The sequence below is a fragment of the Mesorhizobium norvegicum genome (assembly GCF_004919685.1).
GTDB lineage: Bacteria > Pseudomonadota > Alphaproteobacteria > Rhizobiales > Rhizobiaceae > Mesorhizobium > Mesorhizobium norvegicum.
The window spans coordinates 1-16052 of sequence record NZ_SMYZ01000030.1 but is presented as its reverse complement, the minus strand read 5'-3'; the positions used below and the strand labels follow the sequence as shown (position 1 = coordinate 16052).

General features: G+C 64.2%; 15 protein-coding genes. 10 read left to right on the top strand and 5 right to left on the bottom strand.

Going from position 1 to position 16052, the window contains the following annotated elements; all coding sequences use genetic code 11:
- Window positions 1–53: 53 nt before the first annotated feature.
- On the bottom strand, window positions 54–1550 hold the full coding sequence (locus tag FCU66_RS12165; RefSeq protein WP_136617366.1) for an FAD-linked oxidase C-terminal domain-containing protein: 1497 nt from the start codon (window positions 1548–1550) through the stop codon (window positions 54–56).
- 372 nt (window positions 1551–1922) lie between these two features.
- A complete protein-coding gene (locus FCU66_RS12160) occupies window positions 1923–3245 on the bottom strand; it encodes a DUF3422 family protein (protein ID WP_136617365.1) in 1323 nt (440 codons plus the stop codon).
- Between the two features lie 209 nt (window positions 3246–3454).
- On the opposite strand from FCU66_RS12160, the gene FCU66_RS12155 reads away from it, so the two are divergent.
- From FCU66_RS12155 to FCU66_RS12145, 3 genes are read left to right on the top strand one after another with little or no spacing between them, the layout of a single operon-like run.
- Window positions 3455–4258 (top strand): FCD domain-containing protein, encoded by an 804-nt coding sequence (locus FCU66_RS12155; protein WP_136617364.1) that lies wholly within the window; start codon window positions 3455–3457, stop codon window positions 4256–4258.
- A gap of 19 nt (window positions 4259–4277) precedes the next feature.
- On the top strand, window positions 4278–5414 hold the full coding sequence (locus FCU66_RS12150) for an alpha-hydroxy acid oxidase (protein ID WP_136617363.1): 1137 nt from the start codon (window positions 4278–4280) through the stop codon (window positions 5412–5414).
- A gap of 36 nt (window positions 5415–5450) precedes the next feature.
- Window positions 5451–6260, top strand: a complete 810-nt coding sequence (locus FCU66_RS12145) for a metallophosphoesterase (protein ID WP_136617362.1) — start codon at window positions 5451–5453, stop codon at window positions 6258–6260.
- A 50-nt stretch (window positions 6261–6310) separates the two neighbouring features.
- Here FCU66_RS12145 and FCU66_RS42535 read toward each other — a convergent pair whose 3' ends face one another.
- Complete coding sequence (locus FCU66_RS42535) at window positions 6311–6442, bottom strand: hypothetical protein (protein WP_274533732.1); 132 nt, start codon at window positions 6440–6442, stop codon at window positions 6311–6313.
- A gap of 294 nt (window positions 6443–6736) precedes the next feature.
- Window positions 6737–7435, bottom strand: a complete 699-nt coding sequence (locus FCU66_RS12135; protein ID WP_136617379.1) for a type 1 glutamine amidotransferase — start codon at window positions 7433–7435, stop codon at window positions 6737–6739.
- 87 nt (window positions 7436–7522) lie between these two features.
- On the opposite strand from FCU66_RS12135, the gene FCU66_RS12130 reads away from it, so the two are divergent.
- The 4 genes from FCU66_RS12130 to FCU66_RS12115 all read left to right on the top strand — a co-directional run bounded on the left by FCU66_RS12130 (window position 7523) and on the right by FCU66_RS12115 (window position 11588).
- Window positions 7523–8170, top strand: coding sequence for a hypothetical protein (locus FCU66_RS12130; protein WP_136617361.1), 648 nt, complete (start codon window positions 7523–7525; stop codon window positions 8168–8170).
- Window positions 8171–8201: 31 nt separating this feature from the next.
- The gene (locus FCU66_RS12125) at window positions 8202–8936 is read left to right on the top strand and encodes a 16S rRNA (uracil(1498)-N(3))-methyltransferase (protein WP_136617360.1); all 735 of its coding nucleotides are present in this window, start codon (window positions 8202–8204) and stop codon (window positions 8934–8936) included.
- A gap of 143 nt (window positions 8937–9079) precedes the next feature.
- The gene (locus tag FCU66_RS12120; protein WP_136617359.1) at window positions 9080–10453 is read left to right on the top strand and encodes a glutamate--cysteine ligase; all 1374 of its coding nucleotides are present in this window, start codon (window positions 9080–9082) and stop codon (window positions 10451–10453) included.
- Between the two features lie 100 nt (window positions 10454–10553).
- Complete coding sequence (locus FCU66_RS12115) at window positions 10554–11588, top strand: DUF937 domain-containing protein (RefSeq protein ID WP_136617358.1); 1035 nt, start codon at window positions 10554–10556, stop codon at window positions 11586–11588.
- Between the two features lie 175 nt (window positions 11589–11763).
- On the opposite strand, the gene FCU66_RS12110 is transcribed toward FCU66_RS12115, so the two are convergent.
- Window positions 11764–12054, bottom strand: coding sequence for a DUF1127 domain-containing protein (locus tag FCU66_RS12110; RefSeq protein WP_127254768.1), 291 nt, complete (start codon window positions 12052–12054; stop codon window positions 11764–11766).
- 179 nt (window positions 12055–12233) lie between these two features.
- Here FCU66_RS12110 and FCU66_RS12105 point away from each other — a divergent pair, with 179 nt between their 5' ends.
- The 3 genes from FCU66_RS12105 to FCU66_RS12095 all read left to right on the top strand — a co-directional run bounded on the left by FCU66_RS12105 (window position 12234) and on the right by FCU66_RS12095 (window position 15962).
- Window positions 12234–13190, top strand: a complete 957-nt coding sequence (locus tag FCU66_RS12105) for a LysR substrate-binding domain-containing protein (RefSeq protein WP_136617357.1) — start codon at window positions 12234–12236, stop codon at window positions 13188–13190.
- Between the two features lie 83 nt (window positions 13191–13273).
- Entirely contained in the window at window positions 13274–14839 is a 1566-nt protein-coding gene (gene xseA, locus FCU66_RS12100) for an exodeoxyribonuclease VII large subunit (protein ID WP_136617356.1), read from the top strand.
- 4 nt (window positions 14840–14843) lie between these two features.
- Window positions 14844–15962: a DmpA family aminopeptidase gene (locus FCU66_RS12095; protein ID WP_136617355.1), complete on the top strand. Its 1119-nt coding sequence runs from the start codon at window positions 14844–14846 to the stop codon at window positions 15960–15962.
- Window positions 15963–16052: the final 90 nt, after the last annotated feature.

The window sequence follows — 16052 nt, the reverse complement described above, 5'->3', positions numbered from 1 at the left end:
GGCAGGACAGAGGGGGGCGCGAAGGAACGCCGACATGCCGACTTCTGACGTCATCAAAACCTCGGAATGTCCGGGAACGGCAGTTTGCCGCCGGAAATGTGCATGCGGCCGAGTTCGGCGCAGCGGCGCAGCTGCGGGAAGACCTTGCCGGGGTTGAGCAGATGGTTGGGATCGAAGGCGCATTTGACGCGCATCTGCTGGTCGAGGTCGACCTGGGTGAACATTTCCGGCATCAGGTCGCGTTTTTCCACGCCCACCCCGTGCTCGCCGGTCAAGACGCCGCCGACCTTGACGCAGAGCCGCAATATGTCGGCGCCGAAGCTTTCAGCCTTGTCGAGTTCGCCCGGCACATTGGCATCGTAGAGAATCAGCGGATGCAGATTGCCATCGCCGGCATGGAAGACATTGGCGACGCCGAGGCCGTATTTCTCCGACAGCTCGCGCATGCCAGCCAGCACACGCGGCAGCTCCTTGCGCGGGATAGTGCCGTCCATGCAGTAATAATCGGGCGAGATGCGGCCGACGGCAGGGAATGCCGCCTTGCGGCCGGCCCAAAAGCTCAACCGCTCCTGTTCGGACTGCGATATGCGGCACGTGGTCGAGCCGTTCTTGTAGGCGATCGCCTCGACAAGGCCGATCAGATGATCGACCTCGACGCCCGGTCCGTCGAGCTCGACGATCAGCAGCGCCTCGACATCGAGGGGATAGCCGGCATGGACGAAATCCTCGGCCGCGTGGATCGCCGGCCGGTCCATCATCTCCATGCCGCCCGGAATGATGCCGGCGCCGATGATGTCGGCGACGCACTGGCCACCCTGCTCGCTGGTCGGAAAGCCGATCAGCAGCGCACGTGCCGTCTCCGGCTTCTTCAGGATGCGCACGGTGACCTCGGTGACGACGCCGAGCAGGCCTTCGGAACCGGTCATGACGCCGAGCAGATCATAACCTTCCGCATCGAGGTGGCTGCCGCCGAGCCGCACCACCTCACCGTTCATCAGCACCATCTCGATGCCGAGCACATTGTTGGCGGTGAGGCCGTATTTCAGGCAGTGCACGCCGCCGGAATTCTCCGCGACATTGCCGCCGATCGAGCAGGCGATCTGGGAGGATGGATCGGGGGCGTAGTAGAAACCCTCCTGCTCGACGGCGGTGGTGATGCCGAGATTGGTGACGCCCGGCTGGGCGACGACGACGCGATTGGGAAAATCGATCGCCAGGATGCGGTTGAAGCGGCTCATGACCAGCAGCACCGCGTCCTCGAGTGGCAGCGCGCCGCCCGACAGCGAGGTGCCGGAGCCGCGCGGCACGACGCGGATGTTGCGGTCGTTGCAGTATTTCAACACGCGCGAAACCTGCGCCACCGTTTGCGGCAAAACGACAACCAACGGCAGCTGCCGATAGGCTGTCAGGCCATCGCTCTCGAAGGCTCGCATGGAATTGGCGGCGTCGACGACGCCCTCGCCCGGCACGATGATGCGCATGTCGGCGACGATCTCGTCGCGCCGGCGCATCGTGGCGTCGTCTGGTTTCGGCATGGCCAGGCCGGACATCAACAGCCTCTTCTCGCTTGACTGGTCAAAATCTTTTACCAGTGAAGCGCGTTGGTTGCAAATCCTGCCTTGGCGGAGACTCCGACATTACGACGGGACAAGCTTCCGCAGCGGCAATCTGCCGCTGTCTTACCCTCCCCCTTGTGGGGGTGAGTGGCCGGTTCGCGGAGCGAATTCATCGTGCCAGTGGCACGATGAAAGGCCAACGAACGCCGGGACGCTGCGAAGCAGCGGGGACCCGGCAGGGCGGTGCCGCATTTGCTCGCCCGGCCCTTCGCAGGCTCAGGGCGTTCGAAGCTCGAAAAGCCAAGCTATTGGCTTTTCGTCCGCTCCGCGGACCGCTTCTCACCCCACAAGGGGGAGGGTGAGGCGCTATTCGCCCGCCAGCTTGCCGGGCTCGGAGTGCATCCGGCGCACCCGGCGCACGCCCCACCAGACCAGCAGGATGGCGAGTGGCACCGAAGCGGCGGTGACGACTTCCGGCGCGAAGGCATGGCCGAAGATCGAGGCGCCCTTGGCGACATAGCCGATGAGGCCGACGACGTAATAGGAGACGGCGGCGACCGAGAGGCCTTCGACGGTCTGCTGCAGGCGCAGTTGCAGGCGGGCGCGGTTGTTCATCGAGGCGAGCAGATCTCGGTTCTGCTTCTCGACCTCGACATCGACCCAGGTGCGCAGCAGCGTCGTGGCGCGGGTCAGTTTTCGCGACAGGTTGGCCTGGCGCTCCTCGACCGAGCGGCAGGTGCGCATGGCTGGTGCTACGCGGCGCTGCAGGAACCCGCCCCAAGTGTCGTAACCGGGCACGGCTTCTTCCTCGAGCGCTTCCAGCCGCTCGCCGACGATGCCGTCATAGGCGCGACTGGCGCCGAAACGGTAGAGGCTGGATGCAGCGTCCGCTTCCAGCTCCGCGGCAAGTTCGGTCAAGTCGGCAAGCAAGGTCTGGCTGTCGCGGGTCTCAGTGACCTTCATCTCCAGCGTGGTCTGCGCCAGCCGGTCCTCGATGCGGCGGGCGCGGCCGGACAAGGTCAGCGCCAGCGGCAGGCCGAGCATGGCGAGCGTGCGATAGGTTTCGATGTCGATCAGCCGCTGCGACAGCGCACCGGTACGGGCCGGGGTCAGGCCGCGATCGAGCACCAGCATGCGCGTCATGCCGTCGCCATCCTGACGGAAGTCAGTGACGATGGCGGCGTTGCCGCGCTCGACCAGCGAGTAGCACAGGCTGGTCGGATCAAAGCCGGCGATCAGTCTTTCACTGACCTGCGTCCATTTGCGGATTTCGAGCCTGATGCCGGAAATCACGGTGCCTGGAGGCGAAAACCCGTTGCCGAAGGGCGAATCTTCCTGCGCTCGGCCGCTTTCGGAGAGCGGCCCTTCCCACAGATAGGTCGAGAATTCGGTATGCCGCTCCCAGCGCAGCGAGCCCTTGCCCCATTTCATGGCGTGGTGGCGGGCCTGGCGGTCGGGTGCGGCGATGCCGAGGCGTCGCGACAGTTCGGAAAGCACGGCCATGTCGACGCCGGAGCCACCCTCTGTCATGAAGGCCAGTTGCACCAGGACGCGCGGCTTTTCGATCAGCGGATGCGGCCGGGCATGGACCTCGCCGAGCGCGCCGGGCCGGCCCTCATGCGCGGGAAACCCCATGACGCTGCCCTTGGCGCGCGGCTGGAACTCGAGATTGGATGGGTCGTCGGACACGGCTTGTCCCCCGGGTTTCCTTGAACCCTCTTGCACTCGCGTCCCTCTAGAGCCAATGGCCGGATGACGCAAACAGCAAAGTTTAGCCGAAGATGATATGGCGTCGGGCGGCAAAATCGACACGCTTCGGCCAATTGGATAAATAATTTGACCAGTTGGCGACGGAGGCTTTATCCTGCCCGACACCGGTTCACCTTCCAGGCATTGAGTTGAGCGACATTTTTTCCAGGATCGAGCATTCGCGCACCGCCGACGAGGTGGTGCAGCAGATCGAGAGCCTCATCCTCGAAGGCGTGCTGCGTACCGGCGACCGGTTGCCGGGCGAGCGTGAGCTTGCGCGCCAGTTCGACGTGTCGCGGCCGATCCTGCGCGACGCCCTGAAGGCGCTGGAAGGGCGCGGCCTTCTGACGACAAGGCCCGGCGGCGGCACGCATGTCGCCGACGTCATCGGCCAGCTGTTCACCAAGCCGGTGACGGACTTGATCTCGATGCACCGCAAGGCTGTGACCGACTATCTGGAATACCGTCGCGAGATCGAAGGGGTGGCGGCTGAATACGCGGCGCGGCGCGCCACACCAGACGACATGGCGCTGCTCGACAAGATCATGGCACGCATGGACGATGCGCACCGGACCGGCGACTTCGACGACGAGGCTGAAATCGACGTCGAGTTCCACCACGCGATCTGCGAATGCGCGCACAACATCATCCTTTTGCACACGCTGCGCTCCTGCTATCGGCTGTTGTCGGAAGGCGTGTTCCAGAACCGGCTGCTGGTGTTCACCGTGCCCGGCGCGCGCGAGGCGCTGCTTGCTCAGCACCGGGCGATCCATGCAGCGGTGAAGGCCGGCGACCCGACTGCTGCCCGGCAAGCGGCGATGGACCACATCACCTATGTCGAACGGTCGATGGCGGAGGCCGAGCGCAGCGGCGACTGGCAGCGAGTCTCGCGGTTAAGGCTGAAGCAGCGCGTCGACGCCACCGATACCGAACCTGCACGCAAACGCTCCTAGCTATCGAAACGGGAAGCCCATGAGCCAAATCCTGACCATCGCCGACCTCAAGGACCTCGCGCGCCGGCGCGTGCCGAAGATGTTCTTCGACTATGCCGATTCCGGTTCGTGGACCGAAGGCACGTATCGCGCCAACGAAGAGGACTTCCAGAAGATCAAGTTCCGCCAGCGCGTGCTGGTCGACATGGACAACCGTTCGCTGGCTTCGACGATGATCGGCGAGAAGGTATCAATGCCGGTGGCATTGGCACCAACCGGCATGACCGGCATGCAGCACGCAAATGGCGAGATGCTGGCGGCGCAGGCAGCGGAAGAGTTCGGCGTGCCGTTCACCTTGTCGACGATGAGCATCTGCTCGATCGAGGATGTCGCCTCGGTGACAAGCAAGCCGTTCTGGTTCCAGCTCTATGTGTTGCGCGACAAGGATTTCGTGCTCAATCTGATCGACAGGGCAAAGGCGGCGAAATGCTCGGCGCTGGTGCTGACGCTCGACCTGCAGATTCTCGGCCAGCGCCACAAGGACATCCGCAACGGGCTTTCGGCGCCACCCAAGCTGACGCTGACGAACATCGTCGACATGGCCATCCGCCCGCGCTGGTGCGCCGCCATGGCCGGCACAAAGCGGCGGACCTTCCGCAACATTGTCGGTCACGCCAAGGGCGTCGGCAACATGTCCTCACTGGCATCGTGGACGACGGAGCAGTTCGATCCGCATCTGTCGTGGAAGGACGTCGCCTGGATCAAGGAGCGCTGGGGCGGCAAGCTGATCCTCAAGGGTATTCTCGACAAGGAAGACGCGCTGATGGCGGCCAAGACCGGCGCCGATGCGATCATCGTTTCCAACCATGGCGGGCGCCAGCTCGATGGTGCGTCGTCGTCGATCGGTGTGCTGGAAGAGATTGCCGATGCGGTCGGCGACACGATCGAAGTGCACATGGATGGCGGCATCCGCTCCGGCCAGGATGTGCTGAAAGCACTCTGCCTCGGCGCCAAGGGCACCTATATCGGTCGGCCATTTCTTTACGGGCTGGGTGCGCTCGGCAAGGAAGGGGTTACCAAGGCATTGGAAATCATCCGCAAGGAGATGGACATCACGCTGGCGCTGTGCGGAAAGCGTCTGGTCACCGACATGGGCAAGGACCAGCTCCGGCGCTAAGTCCCGTGACCGCCTGACCACGGAGACACCGAAAAATTGGCAGAACCCGGCATCCATTTTCTCGACGCGCATGGGCCGGAAGGTGTGCGTCTTTACGCCATTGGCGACGTCCACGGCCGGCTCGACCTGCTGGCCGCCATGCATCAGCGCATCAAGGCCGAGATCGAGCGGGAGGCGCCTGCCGACTGGCGCGTCATCCACCTTGGCGACTATGTCGACCGCGGGCCGGACTCAAAGGGCGTCATCGATTTCCTGATCGAAGCGCGAGAGCGCGACCCGCGAAATTTGATGCTGGCCGGCAACCACGACATCGGCCTTCTCGATTTTCTCAAGACCCCCGACCCGGACGGGCTTTTCATCCGGTTTGGCGGCATCCAGACAGCGCAGTCCTACGGCGTGGCGATCAGTGAAGGCACCAGCGTGTGGTTCGGCAAGGCCGAGTCCGCCGTGCGCAAAGGACATCAGGCCCTGGTCGAGGCCGTGCCGCAAAGCCACATCGACTTCCTGCGGTCGCTGCCGTTTTCGGTGACACTGGGCGATTTTTTCTTCTGCCATGCCGGCATCAGGCCCGGCATCGCGCTGGAAAGGCAAAACCCGCAGGATCTGATCTGGATCCGCGACGTCTTCCACAACCACCCTGGTCTCTATCCGAAGATCGTGGTGCACGGCCACACGCCGGTGCCGGAGGCGGAGGTGATGGCCAACCGCGTCAATGTCGACACGCTCGCCTGGCAATCAGGCATGTTGACCGCGCTCGTCGTCGACGGGCCGGACAAACGCATCCTGACAATGACGATCAAGGAACCCGGGACGATCAAGGAACCTGGGACGATAAAGGAAGCTTGAGCGCGGCGCGTCCAGGGACGAGACGCTCGGCTCGTGGCGCAGCCCCGGCTTTAGCGAAGCGAGGCGGTGACGCCGTAGCCGTCGACGGCGTTGTGGTTGTTGGCTGCGTCGGCGGCATAAATGCCGAGGCCGCACAGCACGATGGCGGATACCATGGCAAAGGACAGAAGCGCTGCTTTCACGGACGTCATCTCTTGTTGAGCTTTCTGCATCTGTGCACGAGGCGGTTACCAATGCGTTGAAACGGAGAATTCGCTTCAAAGTTTCGACGATTTCGCGCTTCTAGGCATGTTCTGTATCAACGGTGTGTCGCGCGGGTCACACAAAAGGTTCATCGCGGTTGCACAGAAGATGCAGAGCGCGCGCCTTCTAGGCTGGCGGGCGGACACAAGCCAAGGATGAAAGGCGTTTTCCCCAGGCGGATTCACCACCGCGTGCCAATTATGTCACGCGGCAGGGCACCGAGTGGGACGCTCTCAGATTGTCGCTACCCAGGCGCGGGCGATGGCCAGGCCTGCGGCATCCGCGTCGGGCCCGTTGCGGGCCATTTCGCCATCGAGCTTGCCGGCCCAGTCGGGATGGCGCGCGGCAATGGTCGGGGCAAAGGACGTGCTCCAGTCCTTGACCATCGGCCGGTCGGCCTCGAAATGGAACTGGAAACCGTAGACGGCGCGGCCGACGCGGAACGCCTGGTTCTCGGCGACATCGTTGCCGGCGAGCCGCACGGCGTTTTCAGGCAAAACGAAGGTGTCGTCGTGCCATTGGAAGATCGGGAATTTTTCCGGCAGCGCACCCAGCACCGGATCGGCCTTGGCGTCCGGCGTCAGCGACACGCCGTGCCAGCCGAATTCGTTGGCGCCACCGATGCGGTTCTCGCCGCCGAAGGCGCGGGCAACGAGCTGGCTGCCGAGGCAGATGCCGAGCACGGCGCGGTCCTTGTCGGCGAAATCGCGGGTCAGTTCGAGCAGTGCCGGGAAATAGGGGTACTCTTCGTCGGCCAGCGCATTCTGGCCACCGCCGAGCACCACCATGGCATCATGCCCGGCCGCGTCATCCGGCAGGGGATCGCCTTTGTAAGGGAGACGCAGATCGAGATCTGCGCCCGCCTCCGCAAGTGCTGCGCCGACCTGGCCAAGGCCGGTATTGTCGTAGTTCTGGACCACCAGCACCCGCATGAAAAACCCTGCTGACATGAAAATGATGCGACGAGCGATACCATGTCGTCCGCATTGCAGCCAAGATGCGCGTTCGGAGAGAAAACTATGCCACTGCAAAACCGGGTCGATCCGTTCGGCGCCATCCACGCCGTACCCGAGCGCGGACTGTTCACCGGCAATCGCGGCATCCTCCACGATCCCGAGACGAAGACGCTGTTGAAAAAGCGCTGGGCGCTTCAGGCCTGGATCATCTGCGTCTGCCAATTCCGCGATGTGCGGCGCGAACCGATGGGCCGCAATCGGAAGGGCGGTAAAGCGGGCTGGACCGAGCTGTTCTTCCTCGACGAGGTGACGGCACTGGCGGCTGGGCATCGCCCCTGCTTCTTTTGCCAGCGTGAACGGGCCAAGGTTTTCGTCGGCCGCTTCGGCGAAGCCTTCGGCCTTGCCGAGCCCCGCGCGCCGATGGTCGACAAGCGGCTGCACAGGGAGCGGTTGGCCTCCGGTGGCAGGCCGCCAGTGGTTGCTGTTGAAGACCTTGCCGGCCTGCCCGACGGCGCCATGGTTGCGGATCGTGGCAACGTTTATGCCCTGCGTAGCGGCAAGACACTGCGCTGGTCCTTTGCGGGATATGGGCAACCCAACGATTTTGGCATGCTCAAAGGCAAGACGCTGTCGCTGCTGACGCCGGCCACGACGCTCTGCGTGCTACGGCATGGCTTTCGGCCGGTGTGGCATCCGACCGCCGAGGCTTGACGCCGACGGCCGGCTCGCTCATTCCTCGGCGATGCGCGCCAATTACAAGATGCAACGTCTGTTCGTGCCCGACGATCTACGGCCAGACATCGAATTCGACGCCGGCCAGCAGCAGAGCCACTATCTCCTGCATGTGCTGCGACTTGCCGAAGGCGCCGAAATCCTGGTGTTCAATGGCCGCGACGGCGAGTGGTCGGCGGCCATATCAGCGAAGACAAAAAGGGCGGTGCGGCTGAAGGTGTCGGTGCTGCAGCGGCCACAGCCGCCGCTGCCCGATCTCGTCTACTGCTTTGCGCCGCTGAAGCAGGGCCGGCTCGACTATCTCGTGCAGAAGGCGGTCGAGATGGGTGCCGGCGTCCTGCAGCCTGTCATCACCCAGCACACGCAGGTGGCCAAGCCTTCGATCGATCGCCTGCGCGCCAATGTCGTCGAAGCCGCCGAACAATGCGGCATCCTGGCGGTGCCGGAGGTGCGCGAAGCGGAAAAATTCGACCGCCTGCTGACCGGCTGGGATAAGGAGCGGCGGCTGATCTTCTGCGACGAGGACGCCTCGACCAACAATCCGCTGCCCGCGTTGCAGGCGGTCAAGGAAAAGAAGCTTGGGCTGCTGGTCGGGCCGGAAGGCGGCTTTTCCGACGACGAGCGCAAGCTGCTGCGCGCCCTGCCCTTCGTCACCGCCATTCCACTCGGCCCGCGTATCCTGCGCGCCGACACGGCGGCGGTGGCCGCCCTTGCGGTGATGCAAGCAGCTGTCGGAGACTGGTGAGACTTCATCTCTTGCAAGGGACCGACAGGGGCGTAACGTTCAATTCCTGTTGACCTGTGGCTCAGGATTTTTCGCTTGATCGGCTGCTGACATTTCGTCCATTTACCGTCGGCGGTCGTCTGATCGTCTCTGAGGGGTTTGTCATGGCGCGCGATACCACCGATTTCCGGCCGATCGAAGACTTCGACGAACTCGTCGAGCACCTGGCCGAAGGCAACAAACCGCGCGACAAGTGGCGCATCGGCACCGAGCACGAGAAATTCCCCTTCTACGTCGACGGCAATGCACCGGTCCCCTATGGCGGCGAGCGCGGCATCCGCGCCATCCTCGAAGGCATGCAGTCAAAGCTCGGCTGGGATCCCATCGTCGACGACGGCCGCATCATCGGCCTGGTCGAACCGACCGGCCAGGGCGCGATTTCGCTGGAACCCGGCGGCCAGTTCGAGCTTTCCGGCGCACCGCTGGAGACGATCCACCAGACCTGCCGCGAGGGCAATGCCCATCTGGCGCAAGTGCGCGAGATCGCCGAACCGATGGGCATCCGCTTCCTTGGCCTCGGCGGCAGCCCGAAATGGTCGCTGGCCGAGACGCCGAAAATGCCGAAGTCGCGATACGAAATCATGACGCGCTACATGCCCAAGGTCGGCACCAAGGGCCTCGACATGATGTACCGCACCTGCACGATCCAGGTGAATCTCGACTTCGAGAGCGAAGCCGACATGCGCCGCAAGATGCAGGTGTCGCTGAAGCTGCAGCCGCTGTCGACGGCATTGTTCGCCAACTCGCCTTTCACCGAGAGCCGGCCGAATGGATTTCAGAGCTGGCGCGCCGACATCTGGCGCGACACCGACAACCAGCGCTCGGGCCTGCTCGAATTCTGCTTCTCGCCCAATTTCGGCTTCGCCGACTATGTCGAATGGGCGCTCGACGTGCCGATGTATTTCGTCATCCGCGACGGCCACTATCACGACATGACGCACATCACCTTCCGCCAGTTCATGGCCGGGGCCGCGCGCAATGAAGTGCCGGACGGGCTGCCGACAATGGGCGACTGGGCGAACCATCTGTCGACGCTGTTCCCGGATGTGCGGCTGAAGCGTTTCCTCGAGATGCGCGGCGCCGACGGCGGGCCATGGCGGCGCATCTGCGCGCTGCCGGCCTTCTGGGTCGGGCTGCTCTATGATGAGGCGGCGCTCGATGCGGCGGAGGCGCTGACCTCGAGCTGGACGTATGAAGAAACGCTGGCGATGCGCAATGCCGTGCCGGAACAAGGCATTTCGGCGCCCTTCCGCAACACCACTCTGCGCGAAATCGCACGTGACGTGATGGTCATTTCGCGCATGGGCCTGAAGAACCGTGGCCGCAAGAACCGCGACGGCTACGACGAGACCTCCTTCCTCAACACGCTCGACGAAGTCGTGGCCCGCGGAACAACCAGCGCCGAGGAGATGCTGTCGGCCTATCACACGCGCTGGGGTGGCTCGATCGAGCCGGTGTTCATGGAATACGCCTATTAACCCTCGGATTTGACGCAGCCGATTGATCGGCAAAAGTCGCTTCAATCGGAAGTGGAAACGAACTAGGCTCCTTCGGCGAGGATTTCCGGAGGAGACGCCGATGCCTACCTTGTTCGACATGCTGACGCAGGCCCAGAACGGCAACGGCATGCAGGCCCTTGCCCAACAATACGGGCTTTCGATGCAGCAGACGCAAGCGGCGGTTGCCGCATTGCTGCCGGCCTTTTCGCAGGGGCTGCAACGCAACACCGCCGACCCCTATGGGCTCGGCGCCTTCATGACGGCGATGGCCAGCGGCCAGCACGCCAAGTATTTCGAGGACGCAACCCGGGCCTTCTCGCCGCAAGGCGTCGATGAGGGCAACGGCATTCTCGGACATTTGTTCGGCTCGAAGGATCTGTCGCGCGCCGTGGCCAGCCAGGCGGCGCAAGCGAGCGGCGTCAACCAGCAGATCCTGCAGCAGATGCTGCCGGCGATCGCCTCGATGGTCATGGGCGGGCTGTTCAAGCAGACGACAAATCAGATGCAGGCCGCCGGCGGCTTTGGCGGCGGCGGCAACAATCCGCTCGGCGAGATCATCGAGCAGATGATGCGGCAAGGCGGCGGCATGCAAGCCCCGGCGCCGCAGCAACGCCAGGCGCCGCAGCCCCAGAACCCGATGGACAACCCGCTCGGCAAGGTTTTGCAGGACATGTTCGGCGGGACGCCACAGCCGCAAAGCCAGCCGCAGCCAGCACCCAATCCCTATGGCGACAATCCGCTCGGCAAGGTGCTGCAGGACATGTTCGGCGGCGGCACGCCTCAGCCCCAGCCGCAAGGCCGGGCGCAGCCGCAGCAGACGCAAAGCCCCTATGGCGACAATCCGTTGGGAAAGATCTTCGAGGAGATGCTGCGGCAAGGCGGCGGTGGCGGCTTCGGCATCCCGGGCGGCCAGCCGGCACCGCAGCAGCCTCAAGCGCCCCCACAGCAGCGTCAGGCACCGCAGCCACAGGCCAATCCGAGCGGCCGGCCAAGGAATCCGTTCGACGACCTGTTCGGCAAGATGTTCGAGACCGGCGCGCAGCAACGTGACGACTACCAGAAGGGCGTGGAGACGATCTTCGACCAATTCAAGCGGGACATGGACCGGCGGTAGGTCGCAACGAGCAGCCGGTCTTCGGTAGGGTAGAAAAAGAAAAGCCCGGTCCTGGGAGGACCGGGCAGAGTGCAGGCGGGCCGGCGGGGATCCGGCAGGGAGTGGGGGCCTGCATACTTTTCAGTCGCGTCGAACCCCGAAAAGGTTCACGGCAACCTAAACAACAAGCAACAGATCAGGCCACCTTGCGGGCGATGTCCTCGATCGTCTCGACGCGATCGCTGGCGATTTCGCGCAACATAGCCGTCGGGTCGCGGCCAAACGGCACGTCGATGGCGACATGCAGGTCGGCGCGCGTCAGGCCGATATCGGCGAGTTCGGCGTCCGACATCTCGCCAAGGCGGTAGAAGGCGCGGCGGTTTTTCCAGGCGCGGTAGATGTTGGAGACGGTATTTGCCACGCGCGTCGCAACGGCCGGACGCGAGGTGATGCGCGAGGTCTCGGTGGCGAAATCAAACGTGGTCATTGTCGGTCTCCTTCAGACTCGAACGGACGAAACCAAGCAATCGGCGCTGGCGACAGCGGCCGTTTTCGGTCCCAATTCACATGCTTTCATGTGGACAATGCGAATTTGCCATGATGCGATTGATTAATCCAACGAATGTTTCTAATCTTTAGCATCAACACCAGTGATGGATCATATCGATGAAATCGCCGCTCGATCTCGATCAGTTGCAGACCTTCATCTCGATTGCCGACACCGGCAGCTTCACAAGAGCAGCCGAGGAGGTGCATCGGACCCAGTCGGCGGTGTCGATGCAGATGCGCCGGCTGGAGGAGCGGCTCGGCAAGCCTCTGTTCGAAAAGGACGGGCGCACCAACAGGCTGACCGAGGAAGGTGACAAGCTGCTCTCCTACGCGCGGCGGCTGCTTTACCTCAACCGCGAAACGCTGGCCGCTTTCGACGACCGACGGCTCGAAGGTACGATCCGCATCGGCACGCCCGACGACTATGCCGACCGTTTCCTGCCGGAGATCATGGCGCGCTTCACGCGCTCCAATCCGCGCGTCGAACTGACCGTCATCTGCGAGCCGACGCCGGGGCTGGTCGAACATATCAAGCGCGGCAATCTCGACCTGGCGCTGGTGACGCACAACGACGTACGCGGCCAGTCGGAGGTCGTGCGGCGCGAACCGCTGTTGTGGGTCACCTCGGCCAACCATGCGACGCATGAGCAGGTAACACTGCCGATGGCCTTCGGCCGGCCGAACTGCATCTGGCGGCGCGCCGCGGTCGATGTGCTCGACCAGCAGAACCGCGACTATCGCATTCTGTTCACCAGTTTCTCGGCCACCGTCATCACCGCCGCGGTGCTTTCGGGCCTGGCGATCTCGGTGCTGCCGGAATGCGCGCTCAGGCCCGGCATGCGGGTGCTGGGTGAAGCCGACGGCTTCGGCGCCCTGCCCGACTGCCGCATCGGCATCATGCGCGGCCAGACGTCACGACCCGAGATCGTCGATGCGCTTGCGCGCCATATTTCGGAAAGCCTGGACAATATTTCCGTGCCGCTCAGCGAGGACACCGGGACATTCGACTTCGCCGCGCTCGCCTTCACCAAGCTGCGGCGAACCAAGCCGAACCAGATCCTGCCCGGCTGGTAGGCAGGGTCAGGCATGCGGGTTATGAACGCCTGGCCTGACATGGCCACCTTGACGCGGGCGCCCAACCGTCCCCCAATCGGCCGATGAGCGACGCAGCATCCGAATCACGCACCAACGCCGCCGAATACACGGTGAGCGAGATTTCCGGCGCGCTGAAGCGCACGGTCGAGGATGTCTTCGGCAATGTGCGGGTGCGCGGCGAAATATCAGGCTATCGCGGGCCGCATTCCTCCGGTCATGCCTATTTCGCGCTGAAGGACGACCGCGCGCGGCTCGACGCCGTGGTGTGGAAAGGCACGATGAGCCGGCTGAAGTTCCGCCCCGAAGAGGGGATGGAAGTGATCGCCACCGGCAAGCTCACCACCTATCCCGGCAAGTCCAACTACCAGATCGTCATCGACAATCTGGAGCCGGCCGGCGCCGGAGCGCTGATGGCGCTGCTGGAAGAGCGCAAGCGGCGGCTGCAGGCCGAGGGCCTGTTCGACACCGGCCGCAAGCAGTTGCTGCCGTTCATGCCGCGCGTCATCGGCGTCGTCACCTCGCCGACAGGGTCCGTCATCCGCGACATCATCCACCGCATCAAGGACCGGTTCCCATTGCATATCCTGGTCTGGCCAGTGCGTGTGCAGGGCGAGACGTCAGGCGCGGAAGTGGCCGCCGCGGTCAACGGCTTCAACGCGCTGGCATGGGATGGCGCCATCCAGCGCCCCGATCTGCTGATCGTGGCGCGCGGCGGCGGCAGCCTCGAAGATCTTTGGGGCTTCAACGACGAGGCGCTGGCCCGCGCCGTCGCCGCCTCCGGCATTCCCGTGATCTCGGCTGTCGGCCACGAGACGGACTGGACGCTGATCGACCTCGTCGCGGATGTGCGGGCGCCGACACCGACGGGTGCGGCCGAGATTGCCGTGCCGGTGAAGGCCGACCTCGAAGCGACGCTTGCCAGCCTCGGTGCGCGGCTCAAGGCGGCGGTGTTGCGCAATTTCGAACGCAAGCGGCAGGCCGCTCGCGCCGCCGCCCGCGCGCTGCCCTCGCCCGATCAATTGCTGGCGCTGCCGCGCCGACGCCTCGATGAGGCGACATCTAGGCTCGGCCGGGCCCTGTCCGTCAGTGTTGATCGCAAGCGGGCGCGGCTGCAAGGCCAAAGGCTGACGCCGGCTACCCTGTCGCGGCGCATCAATGAAGCCCGCACGCTGACCGGCCGCGACCTCGCCCGCGCGCAGGCAGCGTTTTTTGCCATCGTGCGCGAACGCCGCGCGCGATTTTCGCGCACCGCGACGCGGCTGTCGCCAGCACCGATCGTACGGCGCCAGAAACTGCTGGGGGACACGCTGGCGGCGCTGGCGCGGCGGCAGGACCGGGTGATCTCCGTGCGGCTCGAGCGCCTGCGCGGACAATTGAACCAGGCCGACCGGCTGCTTGCCACGCTGTCGCACAAGGCGGTGCTGGCGCGCGGCTTTGCCCTAGTGAAGGACGCCGACGGGGTGGTGATCAAGCAGGCGGCCGATGTGGCGTCAGGGATGGCGCTTTCGCTGGAATTCGCCGACGGCACCGCCGATGCGATTGCAACCAACGGCACCGCAAAGCCGAAAGTCGTGGCAAAGCCGGCAGCCAAGACCAAAGAGCCAGGCAACCAGGGATCCCTGTTCTAAGACCATGACCGACAATCCCAACCATCTGGCAACGCCTGCCGGCAAGCCGCGCGCGCGAAGTTTTGGCATCGGCTTCGACGGGACGCCCGGGCCGTTCAACGCGATCACCGATGTGCCCGGCGTTGCGGTCGGCTATGCGACGCTGATTTCAGGCGATGGCGCGCTCGTCGTCGGCCAGGGTCCGGTGCGCACCGGCGTGACCGCTATCCTGCCCAGGCGGCGCGCCGATCTTGCCACGCCGGTCTTCGCCGGCATCTTCAGCCAGAACGGCAATGGCGAACTGACCGGCTCGCACATCGTCGAGGAAACCGGCGCTTTCAACTTCCCGATCACCATCACCAACACGCATTCCTGCGGTGTCTCACGCGACGGTACGCTGCGCTGGATGCAAAGCGTGTTGCCGGCGGCGCTCGACAGCGGCTGGGGATTGCCGGTGGCGGCGGAGACCTATGACGGCTTCCTCAATGACATCAACGGCCACCATTTGACATCAGAGCATGTTGCCCAGGCCCTCGACGGTGCTGCCAGCGGGCCGATCGAGGAAGGCAGCGTCGGCGGCGGCACCGGCATGATCACCTTCGGCTTCAAGGCCGGGTCCGGCACGGCATCGCGCATCGTTGAATGGCAAGGCCGCGTCTATACGGCCGGTGCCTTCGTGCAGTCGAATTTCGGCAAGCGGCACAATTTTACGGTCCGCGGCCTGCGCGCCGGGCCGGAACTCGTCGAACCGGCGGTCCGCGAAGGCACGCCGCGCGCCGAAAAGGGTTCGATCATCGCCGTCATCGCCACGGACGCACCCTTCCTGCCGCATCAGATGAAGCGACTGGCCCGCCGGGTGCCGCTTGGCGTCGCCATGACCGGCGGCTTCGCCTACCACAGTTCAGGCGACATTTTTATCGCCTTCTCGACCGCCAATGCGAGCGCGGCGCTGGCGTCATCCGGCCGCATCGCCAGCGCCGATTTTATTCCGGACACCGACATCGATCCGTTTTTCGATGCGGTGATCCAGACCGTGGAGGAAGCGATCCTCAACGCATTGGTCGCCAATGACGACATGACCGGGCGCGACGGAAACTTCGTGCCGGCGCTGCCGAAGGCGTGGTTGAAAGAAAAATTTGGCTGAAAGCAATCGCTGAAACGAAAACGCGGGCCAAGCAGCCCGCGTGTTTCAGATAGAGTGGCTCTTAGAGCAGTTCACCGTTTCACGGGAAAC